The following is a 16,833-nucleotide window of genomic DNA, read 5'->3' as shown; positions in this document are numbered from 1 at the left end:
GTCAAGCAATTTATTTATCGCTCACTACAGAAAGGTGACGACCATGGCCGAACGAGGCCGCCCGCGCGCCTTCGACCGGGCAGAAGCCCTGCAGAAGGCCATGCTGCTGTTCTGGGAGAAGGGCTTCCAGGGCACCGCGATGAGCGAGCTCACGGCGGCGATGGGCATCAATGCGCCCAGCCTCTACGCCTGCTTCGGCAGCAAGGAGGGCCTCTATCGCGAGGCGATGGCACTCTACGAGTCAGGCGACGGCGCCGAGCTCGCTGCCGCGATCGCCGCCGCGCCCACGGTGCGCGATGCGATCGAGATCTATCTGATGCGCTCGGCCGCCCTGTTCAGCCGCCCGGGCAAGCCGGCGGGCTGCATGATCGTGCTCTCCGTCGTCCATGCCGCCGGCACGAGCGAAGAAGCTGGCCGCGCTTTGCGCGACGCCCGCACCGAGATGCAGGGCGTGCTGGAAGAGCGCCTGCGTGGCGCGCTCGCCAGCGGCGAACTCTCGGCGGGCGATCCGGCCGCCATCGCCGCCTTCTTCTGCACGGTGCAGCAGGGCATGTCGATCCGCGCCCGCGACGGCGCCAGCCGCGCAGAGCTCAAGGCGGTGGCGCAGGGCGCCATGGCGGCGTGGGATGGCTTGACCAGTTCGCGGCCCTGAGCGCCGCTCAGGCCGCATCCGGCATGACTCCGACCTGCATCGCCCGCCAGCGCCCGGGAGATTGGCCATAGGCCTTGCGGAAATGCCGGGTCATATGGCTCTGGTCGGAAAAACCGCTGGCGGCTGCCGCCTCGGCCAGCGCATCGCCCTGACGGATCAGCAGCCTTGCCCGCTCCAGCCGGCGCATCACCAGATAATGATGCGGGCTGGTGCCGTAGCGGCGGCGGAACTGCCGCGCCAGCGCATAGCGATCGAGCCCGGTGACCGCCTCCAGCATAGTTGAATCGATCGCCTCGTCGCGGCTCTCGCTCAGGAAATCGCGGGCACGTTCGCAGGCCGGCATCGCCGGCGTATCCGCCGCGGTGAGCGAACAGGACGGGTCGAGCTTTAACAACGCCTCGGCCAGTGCCCCGACCGCCGAATCGCGCTCCAGCGGCTCCAGCCCATGCTCGATATCGCCGAGCAGGCCGACCAGCGCCCGCATCAGGCTGCCGTCGCGGCAGACGGCATTGCCGATGAACGGCATCGCGCTGGCGCGCCCGGCGAGCGCCGCCATGATCAGCCCGGGCTCGACATAAGCCATGCGGTAGCGAAAGCCGCTCGCGATCCCGGCCCGGCCGTTGTGCAGCTCGTCCGGGTGCAGCACGATCAGGTCGCCCGGCGTCGAATCCCGCTGCGCGCCGCGATAGTCGAAGCTCTGCACCCCGCTGACCGTATAGCCGATCGCATAGGTGTCGTGCCGATGCGTGTCATAGGCATGGCCAGTGAAGAAGGCCTCGATCCGTTCGATTCCTTCGCCGTCCGGCGCGGTGCGGATCCAGTCGTCCGGCGAGGCGAGCGCGCACGAACGTTCAAGACCGGCCCGCTCGCCACGCTCTATCGCTGTCGTCATGCGCTTCGACACCAAGATTGCCATCATCGTCCATGACGAGCTCGCCGCTTGGCAGAAGCTCAATGTCACCGCCTTCCTCGCCGGCGGGCTGGTCGCCGCCGCGCCGGAACTCGGCGGGGAAGCTTACCGCGACGGCTCCGGCAAGGTCTACGGCCCGCTGGTACGCCAGCCGATCCTGATCTTCACCGCGAGCTCGGCCGACCTCGCCCGCGTGCTGCGGCGGGCCGGCGAAGCGGGCCTGACGCCTTCGCTCTATACGCGGGAGCTGTTCGCGACCGGCCATGACGAGGCCAATCGCGCCGCGGTCGAGGCCGTGGCGACCGACGCCCTCGATCTGGTCGGCATCGCGCTGCATGGCGAGCGCAAGGCCGTCGACAAGGCGATCAAGGGGCTGAAGCTGCATCCTTGAGCCGGGTCACCCCGTCCGCGCCAGCCGCCCTTCGAGCGGATAGGCCGGATCGCTGTAGCCCGGCGTCGAGGGATGACCTGCCGGCACGAGGCTGTCGACCAGCGCCTCGTCCTCGGCGGTGAAATCGGCCGAGAGCGCCGAGAGATAGCCCTGCCATTGCTCCATGGTGCGCGGGCCGGCCACTGCCGCGGTCAGGAGCTTGTTATTCAGCACCCAGCGGACCGCGAACTGGACCGGCGTCAGGCCGCGCGCCGCGGCATGGTCGCGGATCGTCCGGGCGATGATCAGCGATTCCTCGCGCCATTCCGTCTGCATGATCCGCTTGTCGGCGCGGCCGGCGCGGGTGCCTTCCGGCGGAGCCTGGCCGGGCTCGTATTTCGCCGTCAGCACGCCGCGCGCCAAGGGCGAATAGCTGGCGACGCCGAGCCCGTAATAGCCGCAGGCCGGCAGGTGCTCGACCTCGGGCATGCGGTTCATCGCGTTGTAATAGGGCTGGCTGACCACCGGCCGGTCGATGCCGAGCTCGTCGCAGAGCCGGCAGATCTCGGCGACGCGCCAGCCGCGATAATTCGAGACACCGAAATAGCGGATCTTGCCGGCCCGCACGAGGTCGCCGATTGCCCGGATCGTCTCGGCGAGCGGCGTTCCATGGTCTTCCTTGTGCAGATAGTAGATGTCGATGAAATCGGTGCCGAGCCGCTTCAGGCTGGCATCGCACGCTTCGAGCAGCCATTTGCGCGAGAGCCCGCGCTGGTTCGGCCCCTCGCCCATCGCATTCGCCGCCTTGGTCGCCAGCACCCAGTCCTGGCGGTTGCCGGCGATGGCGCGGCCGGTGATCTCCTCCGAGCGCCCCTCGGCGTAGACATCGGCGGTATCGATGAAGTTGATGCCGGCGGCGGCGGCATTGTCGATGATCGCCCGCGCATCGGCTTCGTCCGTCTGCGCCCCGAACATCATCGTGCCCAGGCAGAGCGGCGAGACCTTGAGGCCGGAACGGCCGAGCGCGCGATAATCCATGACGATCTCTCCAGAACGGGTGGGCAACCTGCCGCAGAGCTGGCGCCCGCACCAGCGCAGCTGACGCAACGCTGCCCGGCGCAAGAGAATCCTTAACATTTCGTGCCAGGCTGCCCGAATGGCAGCCATTCCGCCCGATCCGGCGCAACTCGCCGCGCTCATCAAGAGCCAGAATCTCGCGACCCTGCTCGCGACGATGAGCGGCAATGGCGGCCTCGCCGCCGGCAAGATGGTCGAAGCCAAGCTCGTCGCGCTCGACGACGGCGGCAACGCCACCGCCCTGGTCAACGGCGTCAAGGTCGCACTCGTGCTCGCTGGCCCGGAGGCCAGACAGGCGGCGCTGCAGCCGGGAGCCGCGCTGATGCTCAAGCTCGCAGCGCCGGCCGAGCCGGGAGCGCCATTGCAGGCGACGCTGGTCGGTATCCGCCCGGCGCCGGCCAACAGCCCGAACGCTCCGACGGCGCCGACTCATCAGCAGGCGGCCGGCACCGCGCCACCAACTCCGCAGCAGACCCAGGCGCCCACTTCGGCGAGCGCCGCGCCTGCAACCGCTCAGACATCGACCGCCGCGATCCCCTTGCAGGCCGGTCGTACGCCACCCGCCACAACAACCGCCGCAATCGCTTCTCAGACCGCCGCCTCGCCGCGCGCGATCGCCGGCCCCCTGCTCGGCGCGGCGCTCGGGCGGCAGGACAGCCTCGCCCCGCTCTTCGCCAATCTCGGCAGCCTGGCGCAAGGTTCGGTCGCGCTGACCTTGCCGAAGCCATTGATGACGCTGGTCGACCAGATCCTCGCCCAGCGCCTGCCGGCGGCCGAAGCCCGCCCCGTCGCGGCGGAAGCGCTGAAGGCAGCCGTCGTCCGCTCGGGCGTCTTCTTCGAAGCGCGGCAGGCCGCAGGAGAGGCGCCAACGCCTCAGACCGATCTCAAGGCGGCGTTGCAGAGCCTGCGCGACCTGCTCAAGCCAGCCGTCGAAGGCGCACCAGCAGCGAAATTGCCACTGCCCGGCGAAACCGCCAACGAAGCGGCGCCCCAGCCCGGGCGCCCAGCCACCCGGAATACACAAGAGCAGGACGCCGCCGCTGCGACACCATCCAAGGCTCGCCCCGCCCCGCCCCGCGACGGCCTGCTGACGCCGCAGCCGGCTCAAGAGCCGAGCCTGACCAGCGCCGCCCGGCCCGCGACCATCGCCCAGACCCTATTCGGCCAGGCCGAAGCGGCGCTCGACCGTATCGCGCTCGCCCAATACGCCTCGCTGCCGCAGGAGGCCACGCGGCTCGACCAGCCACCGCCGGCGCGCTGGCTGACCGAGATCCCGCTCGCTTTGCCCAATGGCACCGCCGTGCTGCCCCTGGAGATCGAGCGCGACCCGCCGCAATCCGGCTCGGCGACGCCCGACGCACCGCTCTGGCGCGTGCGCTTCGCAATCGATGTCGAACCTCTCGGCGCACTGCAGGGCGTGGTCACACTGCAGGGCCGCGCCATCGGCGTCTCCTTCTGGGCCGAGCGCGAGGATACCAGCCGCCTGCTGCGCCAGGCGACGCCCGATCTCGAAACCTCGTTGCTCAGGTCGCGCTTCGACAGCGCCGAGTTCGAGGTCTTCACCGGCCACCCGCAGCAGGCAAAAGCAGCGGCCGGCCAGTTCCTGGACCGCCGCTCATGAGCCTGTCGCAGCCGCTGCCGCTCGCCGTCGCGCTCGAATATGACGGCCAGGGTGCGCCGCGCGTCACCGCCAAGGGCCATGGCGTCGTCGCCGAAAAGATCATCGAGACCGCCCGCGAGCACGACATCGCCATCGAGCAGAATGCCGCTTTGGCGCAGGCCCTCTCGACCGTCGAGCTCGAAGACAGCATCCCCGAGGAGCTCTATCTCGCCACCGCGCAGGTGATCGCCTTCGTCCTCGGCCTGCGCCGCCGCGGTGGCCCATCGCGCCCATGACCGCTCCGATCGCGGTCCGCCGCCTGCCGGCCGGGACCTATGGCGCCGCTTGCGCCGAAGCATTCGCCGATCTCTGCCGGCGCGCCGAGGCGCCCAATCTGCATATGGCTCCGGCAGCCGTCGCCGCGGCGCTGAGCTTCGGGATCAGTGCCAATGATGTCGTCGTCCTCGCAGCGCAGGAAGAAGGCGATGATCGCCTGCTCGGGCTCTGGGCGCTGCGCCGGACGCGGAACCTCAACAGCGGTTTCGCGCCGGTCCTCGCAGCGCCGCTGGTGTCGCTCTACGAGGTGTCTTCCGCCCCGGTGCTCGATCGCGAGCATGCGCGTGACGCCGCCGCGGCCCTGATCCTGGCCATCGTCGAGGCGCCGGACCTGCCGAAGGTCCTGAAGCTCCCTCTACTACCCATGGCGGGCAGCGTCTTCACCGCATTCGAAGCGGCGCTGGTTGCGACGAGCAGCAGCATCGCGACCTTCGAGCGCTGGCAGCGGCCCATGCTGATTCCCGAGGCCGGCGACGACGCGGAGCGCTATCTGCGCCGCGCCCTCGGCCAGGGCTACAAGAAGCGGATGCAGCAACATCGCCAGCTGGAGAAGGCCGGCACGCTCAGCTATCAACGCCATCGTGGCGCCGGCGCCATCGCCGCGCTGGAAGATTTTCTCGCGCTCGAGGCGGCCGGCTGGAAAGGCCGTGGCGGCACCGCCCTCGCCAGTCTGGCTGATGACGGTGCCTATATCCGTAAGATCGTCGGGAACTTCGCCGCCACAGACGCCATCCGCGTCGACCTGCTCCGTCTGGACGGCCGGCCCATCGCCGGCGGCCTGCTGCTCGACTTCGCCGGCCAGTCGCATTTCCTCAAGATCGCCTATGACGAGGGCCACGCCCGCCTCTCCCCCGGGCGGGCACTCGCGATCGAAATGCTCCGTGCCGATTTCACCGCCGGCCGCCCGTTCCGGCTCGACAGCGGCGCCGGCGACAAGGTCGATCCGTCGGCCTATCCCTGGGGTGAGCGGCAGCAAATGGCAAATGCGATCGTCGCGCTCGCCGACAGCTCCACCGCTCTGCCCCGGCTCGCCGCGGCGGCACGCATGCGGCTGAGAGGCTGGCGCGACCGCAGCCCGCGTTGACCGGGACGGCAAGCTGCTCGATAGACGGTGGACGAAACGCCGCGTCTGGCGCGAGGAGGATCATGCGCGTTCTGGTGACGGGGGCTGCCGGCTTCATCGGCAACGAGACAGCCCGGGTTCTGCTCGAACGCGGCGACGAGGTCGTCGGCACCGACAATCTCAACGACTATTACGATCCTGCCCTGAAACAGGCGAGGCTCGCCCGCCTAGACGGCCACAACCGCTTCAGCTTCGAACAGCTCGATCTCGCCGATCGCGACGGCATGGCCAGGCTCTTTGCCGACGGGCGTTTCGAGCGCGTCGTCCATCTTGGCGCCCAGGCCGGCGTGCGCTTCTCGATCGAAAACCCGCAGGCCTATCTCGATTCCAACCTGACCGGCTTCGGCCATGTCCTCGAGGGCTGCCGCCGCAACGGCGTCGAGCATCTTGTCTACGCCTCGTCCAGCTCGGTCTACGGCGCCAATACCCGTACGCCCTTCCGCGTCGAGGACAATGTCGACCACCCGGTCAGCCTCTATGCCGCGACCAAGAAGGCGAACGAGGGCATGGCCCATTCGTACAGTCATCTCTATGGGCTGCCGACCACGGGCCTGCGCTTCTTCACAGTCTACGGCCCCTGGGGCCGGCCCGACATGGCGCCGATGATCTTCACGCGGAAGATCCTGGCCGGCGAGCCGATCGAGGTCTTCAACGAGGGCAGGCACGAGCGCGATTTCACCTATGTCGACGACATTGTGGAGGGCGTTGTCCGCGTACTCGACAACGTCGCAGCAACCGACCCGGCCTGGTCGAGCGACGAGCCCGGTCCGGCCACCTCCTCGGCACCCTGGCGGCTCTACAATATCGGCAACTCCGATCCGGTGCCGCTGATGCAGTTCATCGCCACGATCGAACAGGCGCTCGGCAGGAGGGCAGTGATGGAGATGAAGCCGCGCCAGCCCGGCGACGTGCTGCGCACCGCCGCCGACGTCTCGGCGCTGGAGGCGGCGGTCGGCTTCCGTCCGCACACGCCGCTCGCCGAGGGCATCGGGCGCATGGTGCACTGGTATCGCGATTTCTACCGGGTTTGAGGAGAGCCATGGCTATTGCGAAGATCGGCATCGTCACCGTCTCCGACCGCGCTTCGGCCGGCGTCTATGCCGACGAGGGCGGCCCGGCCATCCTCGACTATTTCAGCAAGGCATTGGCCAGCCCCTGGCAGGCGGTGACGCGTGTCATCCCCGACGAGCGCGCCGGCATCGCGCAGACGCTGATCGAGCTCGCCGACAAGGAGGGCTGCTGTCTGATCGTCACGACGGGCGGCACCGGCCCGGCCCCGCGCGACGTCACGCCGGAAGCGACAGAGGACGTGATCGACAAGCTGATGCCGGGCTTCGGCGAATTGATGCGCCAGGTCAGCCTCGCCAAGGTGCCGACTGCGATCCTCTCGCGCCAGCTCGCCGGCATTCGCGGCAAGTCGCTGATCGTCAACCTGCCCGGCCGCCCGCGCGCCATCGGCGAATGCCTGGACGCGGTGATGCCGGCAATCCCCTATTGCATCGACCTGATCGAGGGCCCCTATCTCGAAACCGATCCGGCGGTGATCGTCGCGTTCCGGCCCGGGCAGAAGCCGAAAGGGTGAACGATACCTCGACCGATACCACCCGCCTCTCCCTATGAGCGTTTATCGGATGGTAGCTTCGCTGCTGTAGGACTAGACGGACCAGTTCCCGCCGGAAGTTCGATATGACTGCAAAGATCGTTCCCCTAATCATGGCCGGCGGCTCCGGCACCCGACTGTGGCCGCTGTCGCGCGACACCATGCCGAAGCAGTTCATCGCGCTGCTGGATGACGGCCTTTCGACCTTCCAGGCGACGCTGCAGCGCCTCGTCGATCCGGCCTTCGGCGCGCCGATCGTCATCACCAACAATGATTTCCGCTTCATCGTCGCCGAGCAGATGCTGGCGCTCGGCATCAAGGGCGAGATCGTGCTGGAGCCCGAGCGGCGCGATTCCGCCGCCGCCATCGCGGTCGGCACCGTCATGGCCGGCAAACGCGACCCCGAGGCGGTCTGCGTCGCGCTCGCCTCCGACCATGTCGTGAGCGATGCCGAGGCCTTCCGCGAGGATTGCAAGCGCGCCGCACGCCTGGCCGCGACCGGCCTGATCATGACGCTCGGCATCAAGCCGACGCATCCCTCGACGGCCTATGGCTATCTCGCCCCCGGCGAGGCCCTGCCCGAGCCCGGTGCCAATCGCCTCTCCCGCTTCGTCGAGAAGCCGCGGCGCGACATCGCCGAAAAATACGTCGCCGAAGGCTATCTCTGGAACAGCGGCAACTTCCTGTTCTCGGCCAAGACCATGCGCGATGAGCTCTCGCGCCACGCCCCAGCCGTGCTTTCGGCGGCCGAGGCGGCGGTCAACAAGGCGAGCCGCGACCTCGACTTCCTGCGGCTCGATCCCGAGAGCTTCGGCAAGGCCGTCAAGATTTCGATCGACTATGCCGTGATGGAGCGCACCGCCCATGCCGGGATGCTCGCTGCCTCCTTCGACTGGTCGGATGTCGGCTCCTGGGATTCGATTCATGCCATCAAGCCGCAGGATGGCGACGGCAACGTGCTGGAGGGGCCGGCGGTCGCACTCGACACCCGCCGCTCGCTGATCCGCAGCGAGGAGGTGCTGACCACCGTGGTCGGGCTCGACGACGTCGTCGTGGTCTCGACCCGCGATGCCGTGCTGGTCGCCTCGATGGCGGCGGCCGGCAAGGTCAAGACCCTGGTCGAGCAGATGAAGGCGGATGGGCGCCCCGAAGCGAGCGAGCATTTGCGCATCTACCGGCCCTGGGGCTGGTATCAGCGCATCGACATCGGCGCCCGCTTCCAGGTCAAGCACATCCACGTCAAGGAGGGCGGCCAGCTCAGCCTGCAGAAGCATTTCCACCGCGCCGAACACTGGGTCGTGGTCCGCGGCACCGCCGAGGTGACCCTCGACGACACCGTCCGCTTCGTCCACGAGAACGAGTCGGTCTACCTGCCGATCGGCTGCACGCACCGGCTGAAGAATCCGGGCAAGATCGGGCTTGAGCTGATCGAGGTCCAGGTCGGCAGCTATACCGGCGAAGATGACATCGTCCGCATCGAGGACATCTACGCGCGGAGTTGAGGCGCCGCCTTTCCTTCTCCTCTTGCGGGAGAAGAAGCGCTGGATGAGGAGTCGCGTAGCCGTTCGGCGTCATGGTCGGGCTTGTCCCGACCATCCACGTCTTCCCTTCTCTGATCCAATGCAGTGTTCAAGACGTGGATGCTCGCCACAAGGGCGAGCATGACGGAGACGTCGCGAGCTCCCTCTCTTGCAGGTTCGAGAGGGAATGGCGCGGAGCCGTCCCCTGCCCCTCAGTCCTTCGCCAGTTCCTGCCCGATCGCGCGGATCAGCTCCGGCGAGAGCGGGTCCATCCGCGAGCTGAAACTGCCGGCTAGGCTGCCGTCGCGGCCTATCAGGTATTTGTGGAAGTTCCAGGTCGGCAGTTCGCCGGGGCGCTGATTGGCGGCCCAGCGATAGAACGGATGTGCATCCGGGCCGCGCACCACGTTCTTCTGGGTGATCGGATAGTTCGCGCCATGGCTCTGGCGGACCGCTTCCGCGATCGCCGCGCCGTCGAGCGGCTCCTGCCCGCCGAAATCATTGCTGGGCACCGCGATCAGGACGAGGCCGCGCTCGCGATAGCGCTCCCAGAGCTGCTCCAGCCCGGCGAATTGCCCGGCCAGCCCACACTGCGTCGCCGTGTTGACGATCAGGACCGGCTTGCCGCGATAGGCCGAGAGCGGGATGCGCCCGCCTTCCGCCCGGTCGAAGCTGAAGGCGTAGGCGTTGCCTTCCCCCTGCGCGGCGAATGCCGGCGCAAACGGCGCGCTAGCGATGAGAGCGATGATCTGGCGACGGTGGACGCGCATGAGCTGGCTCCAGCGGATGGGCGACGCTATCACGGTCGCGCCGCTTGCGCCAAACCGCCGATCCGCACGATTAGGTGACTTGGGGCTACCGCCGGATGCACCACGCGACGACATCCGGGCTGGCCCGCAGGAAGGTGGCTCAACGCAGCGCGCGCAGCTGGCCGATAAGCCCTCGCTCCTCGGCAGTGGTCCAGCCATCGTCGAGGATTCGGATGAGCGTGTCACGGCAGGCTCGGTTCAGGCGCAGCGCTTCCTGTACGAGCCCGCGGCCGGCGAACACCTTCCGCAGATAGAGAACGGCGACGTCGTCGGCGTCGGTCGTGAAACTCTCGTTCATCGCCATGAACACGTCGTGGACACGATCCAGGTCGATGCCCATCTCGCTGTAAAGCGCGTTCGCGATCGCTGCCTCGTCGGTCGAATAGACGTTCGTGAACCGCTTGAGGAAATGGCCCGCCTTGCGATCGGACGGACCGGCGACCGCGACATACACCTGGTCGCTCATCAAGGCACCGGCCACCCCGCCGACCAGTGCACCGATGGCGACGCCCAGCGGCCCCAGCCAGATGCCGGCGACAGCGCCGGCGGCGACGCTGCCTGCAATACCGCCCCCCATGCCGGCCGCCTCGCGGCCGGTCTGCCAGACCTTGTCCTTCGCATTTGCGATGTTGTAGGCGGCGAGTCCGAGACCGAGCAGGAAGACACCCCGACCCGCAGCCCCTGCCCGCGCTGCGAATTTCGTGGCGCTCGGCCGGGCCCGGCCGGCCGATTCGACGACCTCAAGATAGACCGCCGTCTGCTGCGCATTGTCGAGCTGGCCAAAAGCCTTGCCGTGCAGACGTTTCGACAGCTTCTCCAGGATGTCGTCGAGCGGGAGGCCCTGCGCCTTCAGCTGCTTCGCCATCGCCCGGCCGACCGCGGCGGAGCGCTTGCGCTGCTGCTCCAGGATGACGTTGCGCATCTGGTGAGCGGTTTCGGCGGCGGCCTTCGCCGACAGTTCGCCATGATCGTAGGCGGCGCGCAGCGAGACTGACAGCTCGCGTGTCCTTCGAATGTACTCGGATCGGACACTGGCGATATTGGTAGCCTGGTAGGCGAAGCTGAGGGCTGTCGCTTCAAGCTGCCGGATTGCCGCCTCCAGCGCGGGATCAGGCTGTTTGGTGCTCATTGGGCGCGCTCTGCTGCAGGGACAGATGATGTGCCGAGAACCAGCGGCCCAGGCGCCGCGCTCCCGCGGGCAGGCGCTCCGGCAAATGCGAGGCCTTGTCGCGTACCGCCAGGAGCAGCTCCGTGTCCCCGGAAAAGCGGAAACGGAGCTCCTTCTCCCCGAGAGCGACCTCGCGATAGTCTCCGGTCGCATAGGGCGCGCCAATCACGATATGATCAAGAACATCGGACCCGCGCACCAGTGCAAGATGAAGCTGCTCCTCATAGGGGCAGTCCTCATCAAGAATCAGAACTATATCGCCTGATGGCAGTTGATATTGGGCGATCAGTGTCGCGGCGTCGAAGTTTACTGTCTCGTCGCTATCCTTGCGAACCAGCGTGATTCGCGGCTCGGGCTCGCGCTGACATGACGTTACACCAAAAGTGGCAACGCGCCTCATGGTTGAAACCTATGAGCGCATGTGAATGCTGTCAACGCACCTTGCTTGCGAATTGTCGTTTTCGCGTTTGGTCCGCCGCAGGGTGCTTTCCGGCGGAACGGCGACCGGTGTCGAGAAGACGCGATCGAACGGAGACCCCGCGCCCTTCCAGCAAATGAGACCAACTGCTGCGAGCCGGACGCGACCTCGCATCCGCCTGCTCAGCAGGCCAGCACTTTCTTCACGCGGACCTCGAGATCGCGCAGCTCATAGGGCTTCACGACATAGTGGTCGGCGCCGTTGCTGGTCGCCTCGTCCATCTTGTCGACCGAGCGCTCCGACGTCGCCATGATGATCTTGATCTGGTTGAGCTCCGGCACCGAGCGGATGGCGCGCAGCAGGTCGATTCCGCTCATCCCGTCCATGTTCCAGTCGAGCAGAAGCAGATCATAGCGCTTGGTCTGCATCTTCATCAGGGCCTCGCGGGCGTTCTCCGCCTCGTCGATATCCTGGAACTCGATCTGCTTGAGGAAATAGGTGGCAAGGCCACGCATGCTCTTCTGGTCGTCGACCACGAGGATGCGGTAGTCGCTTCTCGCCTTTGACATGGCACTCTCCCTGGCATCGGACCGAAAAATGGATCCCATTTTTCGGACGAATCCGATGCGATAACGATGTGATAGATCATCGTGACCGCGTCCGTTCGGACGCGCGACGATCTATGCTGTACGCTGCTGCGGGCGCTCGCCCAGCAGTCCCGCGATGGCGCCTCCGATCTGGTCGAGCGGTACGACCCGATCAGCGGCGCCCAACTCGAACGCGGCTTTCGGCATCCCGTTTACCACACAGGTCTCGCCACTTTGGATTAACGTGGCCGCGCCGGCTTTGCGCATGGCTAACAAACCGTCAGCGCCATCGCGGCCCATGCCGGTGAGCAGCGCGCCGATCGCATGGCTGCCGAGCGCGCGGGCGACCGAATGGAACATCACGTCGACCGAGGGGCAATGCCCGCTCACCAGCGGCGCTTCCTTGAGATGGCAGATCAGCTCGCCCCGGCGCTCCTCGATCTCCAGATGCTTCGTGCCGCCCGGCGCGACGACGCCCATGCCCGGCCGCAGGCGATCGCCATCTGCCGCCTCGCGCACGTCGAGCCCGGTCGCAGCCGAAAGCCGCGCCGCGAACTTGGCCGTGTAGCCCGCCGGCATATGCTGGACCACGACGATCGGCAGGCGCAGATGCGCCGCGTCGCGCATCACGGTCTGCACCGCCGGCACGCCGCCGGTCGAGGCGCCGATCGCGATCAGCGAGACCTTGCCGTGGTTGGCGGGCACATGCACGGCCGCTGGTCGTGCCGGCGCGCTCTGGGGCCGCTGCTGCGTGACCATCTCCTTGGCAGCCGCCATCAGGCGCCGGCTGGCCGAGGCGCGCTGCAGCGCCGCGGCGACATGCTTCATGAAGCCTTCGAGCGTATGCGTCGCCCCGTCCGGCTTCTCGATGAAGTCGATCGCACCGAGCTCCAGCGCCTGGATGGTGTTGTCGGCGCCCGGCCCGCCGAAGGCCGAGACGATCAGCACCGGCAGCGGGTCCTGCTTCAGCACACGGGCCAGCAGCTTGAGGCCGTGCCGGCCGGGCAGTTCGAGATCGAGCGTCAGGATGTCGGGCCGCAGATCCTGGATCGCGTCCCAGCCCTCCTCGGCGCTGCCGGCGACGCCGATCACCTGGAAGCCGGGCGTCGAGTTGATGATCTGCGTCATCAACTTCTGCATCAGCACGGAATCGTCGACCACGAGGACTTTGACCGGGCCGCCTGAGGTGAGCATGCTCATCACCAGATCTCCACTTCACCAGCCACCGGCTGGGTCTTGAGGCGGTTGAGATAAGCCATTTCCTGTTCGCGCTCGGGATCGCGCGCGGCCTGCTGGACGTGCTGGACCCAGGCGCGCCCGGTGGCGGGCTGGTAGTGGATGCGGCGCGAACGGGTGCCGCCGACATCCCTGGATACCACCGGAATGCCTTCGCGGGCGAGGAACTCGTTGACGAAGATGATGTTGCCCTCGCCGATCGCCAGCATGGTGGCGCCGGAGAGCACGCGCGCACCGCCGAAGACCTTGGCCTCGAGCTGGCCGCGCCTGGCGCCGCGCTTGAGCAGCCCGTTGATCAGCACTTCCATGGCCGTGTCGCCATAGCGCTCGCCGGCGCTGGCGTCGGTGCCGCCATTGTTCTTCGGCAGCAGGAAATGGTTGAGCCCGCCGACGCCGATCTGCGCGTCGCGCATGCAGACCGAGACGCAGGAGCCGAGCACGGTGGCGACGATTTCGTCCTTGGCCGAGGTGATCTCGTGCTCGCCCGGCGCGACCGTGATGATGGTCGCTTCGAAGCGCGGGTCGAAATAGCGCCGTGAGGATCGGGCAAGGCTCATTGGACGAGTCTCATGGCGTGCGCTCGTAGATGGTGCGGCCGATCAGCCTGAGCTGGGGATGCGGCTGCGGCAGGGATTCGGAATGGCCGAGATAGAGGAAGCCGCCCGGCTGCAGCAGGGCGACATAACGGTCGAGGATTGCCGCCTTGGTCGGCGTATCGAAGTAGATGAAGACATTGCGGCAGAAGATCACGTCGAACGGCCCCTTCATCGGCCAGCGCTCGATCAGGTTGAGCCGCTTGAAGGCGATCAGCCGCTTCAGGTCCTCGGCGATGCGGGCTTCGCCGCGGGAATTCTGGCCTTCCAGTCTGAGCAGCGGGCGCAGGTCCGCCGGCAGCCGGTCGAACTGCTCGGCCGGGTATTGCCCTGCCGCGGCCCGGTCGAGGATGTCGGTGTCGATGTCGGTCGCCAGGATCTTGAAGTCGAGGTCGCTGCGATGGCCGATCACGTCGCGCGAGATCGCGGCGGCGCTGTAGGGCTCCTCGCCCGAGGAGCAGGCCGCCGACCAGATCCGGATGCGCCCGCGCCGCCCTGCCCGCTCCTGGATCAGGCGCGGCAGCACGTCCTTGCGCAGATGGTCGAAATGGTGACGCTCGCGAAAGAAAGCGGTGTGGTTGGTGGTGACCGCGTTGATCAACTCGGGGATCTCGTCGCTCGCCGCCGCCGTGCGCAGATAGGCGCAGTACTCGGCGATCGAGTTGAGGCCGAGCACCTTGACGCGCCGCGCCAGCCGGCCGCGCGCCATCGCCTCCTTGTGCTCGCGGATGACGATGCCGGCGTGCTCGTAGACCAGCTTGGCCACGAGGGCCATGTCGTCGCGGCTGAGCGCGGTATCCGACTGGACGGATTGCGGGGCAAGCATGCTCTGACCTTGGTGACGCGACTTAGGATTCGACCCACTCGTCCATCCGGCCGCCACCGGCGACGCGGCGGCGCGGAGTGGCAGGGCGGGCTTCGGTGGAATGATGATGGTCCTTGCGGGTCGGCCCACGGCGCAGCTCGCTCGCGGCTGGGGCCGGCAGCGACCGGGCATGAGCCAGCGGCCGCTCGAAGCGGAAGACGTCGGCGAGCTCGCGCAGCGCCTGTGTCTGCTCGGCGAGGCTCGCCGCCGCGCCGGCGCTCTGCTCGGCCAGCGCGGCGTTCTGCTGGGTCGCCTCGTCCATCGCCGCGACGGAGCGGCTCATCGCGGCGATGTCGCCGGCCTGGCCGGCGCTCGCCTGCGAGATCTCCGACACCGTCGCCGAAACCTGCTCGACCGCCGCGACGATCTTGCCGAGCGTCTCGCCGGTCCGGCGCACCAGGCGCACGCCTTCGGCGACCTGCGCATTGGAGTTGGCGATCACGCCCTTGATGTCCTTGGCAGCCGTGGCCGAGCGCTGCGCCAAAGTACGCACTTCGGATGCGACGACCGCGAAGCCCTTCCCGGCCTCACCGGCGCGGGCAGCCTCGACGGCGGCGTTCAGCGCCAGAAGGTTGGTCTGGAAGGCGATGCCGTCGATCACGGTGACGATCTCGGCAATCCGCGCCGAGGATTGCTCCATCTGCCCGATCGCCGCGATCGTCTCGGCGACGACCTGCTGGCCGCTGCCGGCCACCGCCATCGCCTCGCCGGCGAGCTCGGTCGCGGCGCGCGAACGCCCGGCGCTCTGCGTGATCGAGGCCGCGAGCTGGCCGGTGGTCTCGGCCGTCTCTTCCAGCCCGGCTGCCGACTGTTCGGTCCGCCCTGCCAGATCGACCGCCCCCGCCTTGATCTCGACCGCTGTCGCCGCGACATGGGCCGCCGCCAGCTGGATACCGGAGACGGTCTGCGTCAGCCGCGCCAAGGTCTGGTTGAGCCCGGCTTTCAGCTCGCCGAGCCGCCCGTCATAGGCGCCGTCGATGCGGCCCGTCAGGTCCCCTTCGCTGAGGCCGGCCAGCACGGCGGCGAACTCGTCGGTAGCGGCCTCGACGATCGCGTTGATCTCGTTGACGCCCGCGGCGATGCGCTGCAGCGCCTCGGGCTTGCCGGCGAGCGGAACGCGCCGGGAGAAATCGCCCTCCGCCGCGGCGGCGACGACAGCCGCGACCTCGTCGGCGGCCCGCAACTCCTCGGTCAGCTCGCGCCACTCGATCGTCGAACCCAGCCTCTGGCCATCGGGCTGCGTCGTAACGGTCAGCGTCAGCCCGACCATGCGCCGGCCCAGCGCGACGCGCATGGCGCGCGCTTCGGGAACGCCGTGCGGGCCGGCGAACAGCTCCAGCACCTTGCCGAGCATGTCCTTGGCCGAAACGCCCGGGAAGGCGGCGCGGAAATCCTCCTGCGCCTCGCTGAAGAACTTCAGCAGCGACTTGTTGACGTAGACGATCCGCCCGTTCGCATCGCAGACCATGATCGCGGTGCGGCAGCCGTCGAGCGCCGCCCGGATCCGCCCGGCCTCGACCGAGCTTTCCTGGACTTGGCGCAGAGCCCGCGAGAGCTGGCCGATCTCGTCGCGGCGGGCGAGCTCCGGCGCGGCGTCTGGCGTGCCTTCCGAGAGCCTCTCCATGCCTTCGCGCATCGCCATCATCGGCCGCGCCAGCGAACGAGCAGCGAGCCAGCCGAGACCGGCGGCAAGGGCGACACCGGCGACGCCGAACGGCAAGGCCGTGCTTGCGAAACCCGACAAGGCCGCCTCGACCTGCTGGCTGGACAGGCCGAGGGCGCCAAGCCGGGCAGCCGCACTCTGCTGAACCGCGAATGCGACGAGCCCGCCCGAAACGGCGGCGCCACCGGCGAACAGCGCCGGCAGCTTGACCGAGAGTTTCGAGAAGGCGCCCAGCTGAGCCATCGGTTCTTTCTTGTCTCTCAGGCGGTCCTGGCCATCAGTCGGCAGTCCGGCTGGGCGCTGCCG

At 68.0% G+C, this 16,833-nt stretch carries 18 protein-coding genes; 8 read left to right on the top strand and 10 right to left on the bottom strand.

What is annotated here, in order from left to right; genetic code table 11:
• The first annotated feature begins 43 nt into the window (after window positions 1-43).
• Window positions 44-652 carry a TetR/AcrR family transcriptional regulator gene (locus BMZ21_RS23255; protein ID WP_091840321.1) on the top strand — a complete coding sequence of 203 codons (609 nt, stop codon included), beginning with the start codon at window positions 44-46 and terminating at the stop codon, window positions 650-652.
• 7 nt (window positions 653-659) lie between these two features.
• On the opposite strand, the gene BMZ21_RS23250 is transcribed toward BMZ21_RS23255, so the two are convergent.
• Complete coding sequence (locus BMZ21_RS23250; protein WP_091840319.1) at window positions 660-1,544, bottom strand: AraC family transcriptional regulator; 885 nt, start codon at window positions 1,542-1,544, stop codon at window positions 660-662.
• Between BMZ21_RS23250 and BMZ21_RS23245 the strand changes: the two genes are divergently transcribed.
• Window positions 1,543-1,953 (top strand): DUF2000 family protein, encoded by a 411-nt coding sequence (locus BMZ21_RS23245; protein ID WP_091840316.1) that lies wholly within the window; start codon window positions 1,543-1,545, stop codon window positions 1,951-1,953. The genes BMZ21_RS23250 and BMZ21_RS23245 overlap by 2 nt on opposite strands.
• A 6-nt stretch (window positions 1,954-1,959) precedes the next feature.
• Here BMZ21_RS23245 and BMZ21_RS23240 read toward each other — a convergent pair whose 3' ends face one another.
• Window positions 1,960-2,970, bottom strand: coding sequence for an aldo/keto reductase (locus BMZ21_RS23240; RefSeq protein WP_091840313.1), 1,011 nt, complete (start codon window positions 2,968-2,970; stop codon window positions 1,960-1,962).
• A gap of 118 nt (window positions 2,971-3,088) precedes the next feature.
• Between BMZ21_RS23240 and fliK the strand changes: the two genes are divergently transcribed.
• From fliK to BMZ21_RS23210, 6 genes are all read left to right on the top strand, one after another.
• Complete coding sequence (fliK, locus tag BMZ21_RS23235) at window positions 3,089-4,630, top strand: flagellar hook-length control protein FliK (protein ID WP_091840310.1); 1,542 nt, start codon at window positions 3,089-3,091, stop codon at window positions 4,628-4,630.
• The gene (locus BMZ21_RS23230) at window positions 4,627-4,905 is read left to right on the top strand and encodes an EscU/YscU/HrcU family type III secretion system export apparatus switch protein (protein WP_091840306.1); all 279 of its coding nucleotides are present in this window, start codon (window positions 4,627-4,629) and stop codon (window positions 4,903-4,905) included. Before fliK ends, BMZ21_RS23230 begins: the two co-directional genes overlap by 4 nt.
• Complete coding sequence (locus BMZ21_RS23225) at window positions 4,902-6,029, top strand: GNAT family N-acetyltransferase (RefSeq protein ID WP_091840304.1); 1,128 nt, start codon at window positions 4,902-4,904, stop codon at window positions 6,027-6,029. Before BMZ21_RS23230 ends, BMZ21_RS23225 begins: the two co-directional genes overlap by 4 nt.
• 62 nt (window positions 6,030-6,091) lie before the next feature.
• Entirely contained in the window at window positions 6,092-7,099 is a 1,008-nt protein-coding gene (locus BMZ21_RS23220; RefSeq protein ID WP_091840301.1) for an NAD-dependent epimerase, read from the top strand.
• Window positions 7,100-7,107: 8 nt separating this feature from the next.
• Window positions 7,108-7,650 (top strand): molybdopterin adenylyltransferase, encoded by a 543-nt coding sequence (mog, locus tag BMZ21_RS23215; RefSeq protein ID WP_091840299.1) that lies wholly within the window; start codon window positions 7,108-7,110, stop codon window positions 7,648-7,650.
• 104 nt (window positions 7,651-7,754) lie between these two features.
• Window positions 7,755-9,170: a mannose-1-phosphate guanylyltransferase/mannose-6-phosphate isomerase gene (locus tag BMZ21_RS23210; RefSeq protein ID WP_091840296.1), complete on the top strand. Its 1,416-nt coding sequence runs from the start codon at window positions 7,755-7,757 to the stop codon at window positions 9,168-9,170.
• A gap of 230 nt (window positions 9,171-9,400) precedes the next feature.
• On the opposite strand, the gene BMZ21_RS23205 is transcribed toward BMZ21_RS23210, so the two are convergent.
• The 8 genes from BMZ21_RS23205 to BMZ21_RS23170 form a co-directional block, all read right to left on the bottom strand.
• Window positions 9,401-9,958 carry a glutathione peroxidase gene (locus BMZ21_RS23205; RefSeq protein ID WP_091840293.1) on the bottom strand — a complete coding sequence of 186 codons (558 nt, stop codon included), beginning with the start codon at window positions 9,956-9,958 and terminating at the stop codon, window positions 9,401-9,403.
• A 139-nt stretch (window positions 9,959-10,097) separates the two neighbouring features.
• Window positions 10,098-10,919, bottom strand: a complete 822-nt coding sequence (locus BMZ21_RS23200) for a hypothetical protein (RefSeq protein WP_208862358.1) — start codon at window positions 10,917-10,919, stop codon at window positions 10,098-10,100.
• Window positions 10,920-11,106: 187 nt separating this feature from the next.
• Window positions 11,107-11,565, bottom strand: coding sequence for a hypothetical protein (locus BMZ21_RS30050; protein WP_143079777.1), 459 nt, complete (start codon window positions 11,563-11,565; stop codon window positions 11,107-11,109).
• A 200-nt stretch (window positions 11,566-11,765) separates the two neighbouring features.
• Window positions 11,766-12,152, bottom strand: a complete 387-nt coding sequence (locus BMZ21_RS23190) for a response regulator (RefSeq protein WP_057190857.1) — start codon at window positions 12,150-12,152, stop codon at window positions 11,766-11,768.
• A 111-nt stretch (window positions 12,153-12,263) separates the two neighbouring features.
• The gene (gene cheB / locus BMZ21_RS23185) at window positions 12,264-13,370 is read right to left on the bottom strand and encodes a chemotaxis-specific protein-glutamate methyltransferase CheB (RefSeq protein ID WP_091840282.1); all 1,107 of its coding nucleotides are present in this window, start codon (window positions 13,368-13,370) and stop codon (window positions 12,264-12,266) included.
• Window positions 13,370-13,963, bottom strand: coding sequence for a hypothetical protein (locus tag BMZ21_RS23180; protein WP_091840279.1), 594 nt, complete (start codon window positions 13,961-13,963; stop codon window positions 13,370-13,372). The genes cheB and BMZ21_RS23180 overlap by 1 nt, the downstream gene beginning before the upstream one ends.
• A gap of 10 nt (window positions 13,964-13,973) precedes the next feature.
• On the bottom strand, window positions 13,974-14,825 hold the full coding sequence (locus BMZ21_RS23175; protein ID WP_244543976.1) for a CheR family methyltransferase: 852 nt from the start codon (window positions 14,823-14,825) through the stop codon (window positions 13,974-13,976).
• Between the two features lie 22 nt (window positions 14,826-14,847).
• Complete coding sequence (locus BMZ21_RS23170; protein ID WP_091840276.1) at window positions 14,848-16,770, bottom strand: methyl-accepting chemotaxis protein; 1,923 nt, start codon at window positions 16,768-16,770, stop codon at window positions 14,848-14,850.
• Between the last annotated feature and the right edge of the window lie 63 nt (window positions 16,771-16,833).

Origin of the sequence: Allobosea lupini, assembly GCF_900109525.1 — a bacterium.
In the GTDB taxonomy this organism is placed as follows: domain Bacteria; phylum Pseudomonadota; class Alphaproteobacteria; order Rhizobiales; family Beijerinckiaceae; genus Allobosea; species Allobosea lupini.
Note: the sequence above shows the minus strand (reverse complement) of the source record. Positions and strands in the feature narration are given on the sequence as shown.

Bases quoted from the DNA above. Each gene is read 5' to 3' on its own strand.
- BMZ21_RS23255 (WP_091840321.1), top strand. From the start codon at position 44: ATGGCCGAACGAGGCCGCCCGCGCGCCTTCGACCGGGCAGAAGCCCTG.
- BMZ21_RS23245 (WP_091840316.1), top strand. From the start codon at position 1,543: ATGCGCTTCGACACCAAGATTGCCATCATCGTCCATGACGAGCTCGCC.
- BMZ21_RS23250 (WP_091840319.1), bottom strand. From the start codon at position 1,544: ATGACGACAGCGATAGAGCGTGGCGAGCGGGCCGGTCTTGAACGTTCG.
- BMZ21_RS23240 (WP_091840313.1), bottom strand. From the start codon at position 2,970: ATGGATTATCGCGCGCTCGGCCGTTCCGGCCTCAAGGTCTCGCCGCTC.
- fliK (WP_091840310.1), top strand. From the start codon at position 3,089: ATGGCAGCCATTCCGCCCGATCCGGCGCAACTCGCCGCGCTCATCAAG.
- BMZ21_RS23230 (WP_091840306.1), top strand. From the start codon at position 4,627: ATGAGCCTGTCGCAGCCGCTGCCGCTCGCCGTCGCGCTCGAATATGAC.
- BMZ21_RS23225 (WP_091840304.1), top strand. From the start codon at position 4,902: ATGACCGCTCCGATCGCGGTCCGCCGCCTGCCGGCCGGGACCTATGGC.
- BMZ21_RS23220 (WP_091840301.1), top strand. From the start codon at position 6,092: ATGCGCGTTCTGGTGACGGGGGCTGCCGGCTTCATCGGCAACGAGACA.
- mog (WP_091840299.1), top strand. From the start codon at position 7,108: ATGGCTATTGCGAAGATCGGCATCGTCACCGTCTCCGACCGCGCTTCG.
- BMZ21_RS23210 (WP_091840296.1), top strand. From the start codon at position 7,755: ATGACTGCAAAGATCGTTCCCCTAATCATGGCCGGCGGCTCCGGCACC.
- BMZ21_RS23205 (WP_091840293.1), bottom strand. From the start codon at position 9,958: ATGCGCGTCCACCGTCGCCAGATCATCGCTCTCATCGCTAGCGCGCCG.
- BMZ21_RS23200 (WP_208862358.1), bottom strand. From the start codon at position 10,919: ATGCGCAACGTCATCCTGGAGCAGCAGCGCAAGCGCTCCGCCGCGGTC.
- BMZ21_RS30050 (WP_143079777.1), bottom strand. From the start codon at position 11,565: ATGAGGCGCGTTGCCACTTTTGGTGTAACGTCATGTCAGCGCGAGCCC.
- BMZ21_RS23190 (WP_057190857.1), bottom strand. From the start codon at position 12,152: ATGTCAAAGGCGAGAAGCGACTACCGCATCCTCGTGGTCGACGACCAG.
- cheB (WP_091840282.1), bottom strand. From the start codon at position 13,370: ATGAGCATGCTCACCTCAGGCGGCCCGGTCAAAGTCCTCGTGGTCGAC.
- BMZ21_RS23180 (WP_091840279.1), bottom strand. From the start codon at position 13,963: ATGAGCCTTGCCCGATCCTCACGGCGCTATTTCGACCCGCGCTTCGAA.
- BMZ21_RS23175 (WP_244543976.1), bottom strand. From the start codon at position 14,825: ATGCTTGCCCCGCAATCCGTCCAGTCGGATACCGCGCTCAGCCGCGAC.
- BMZ21_RS23170 (WP_091840276.1), bottom strand. From the start codon at position 16,770: ATGGCTCAGCTGGGCGCCTTCTCGAAACTCTCGGTCAAGCTGCCGGCG.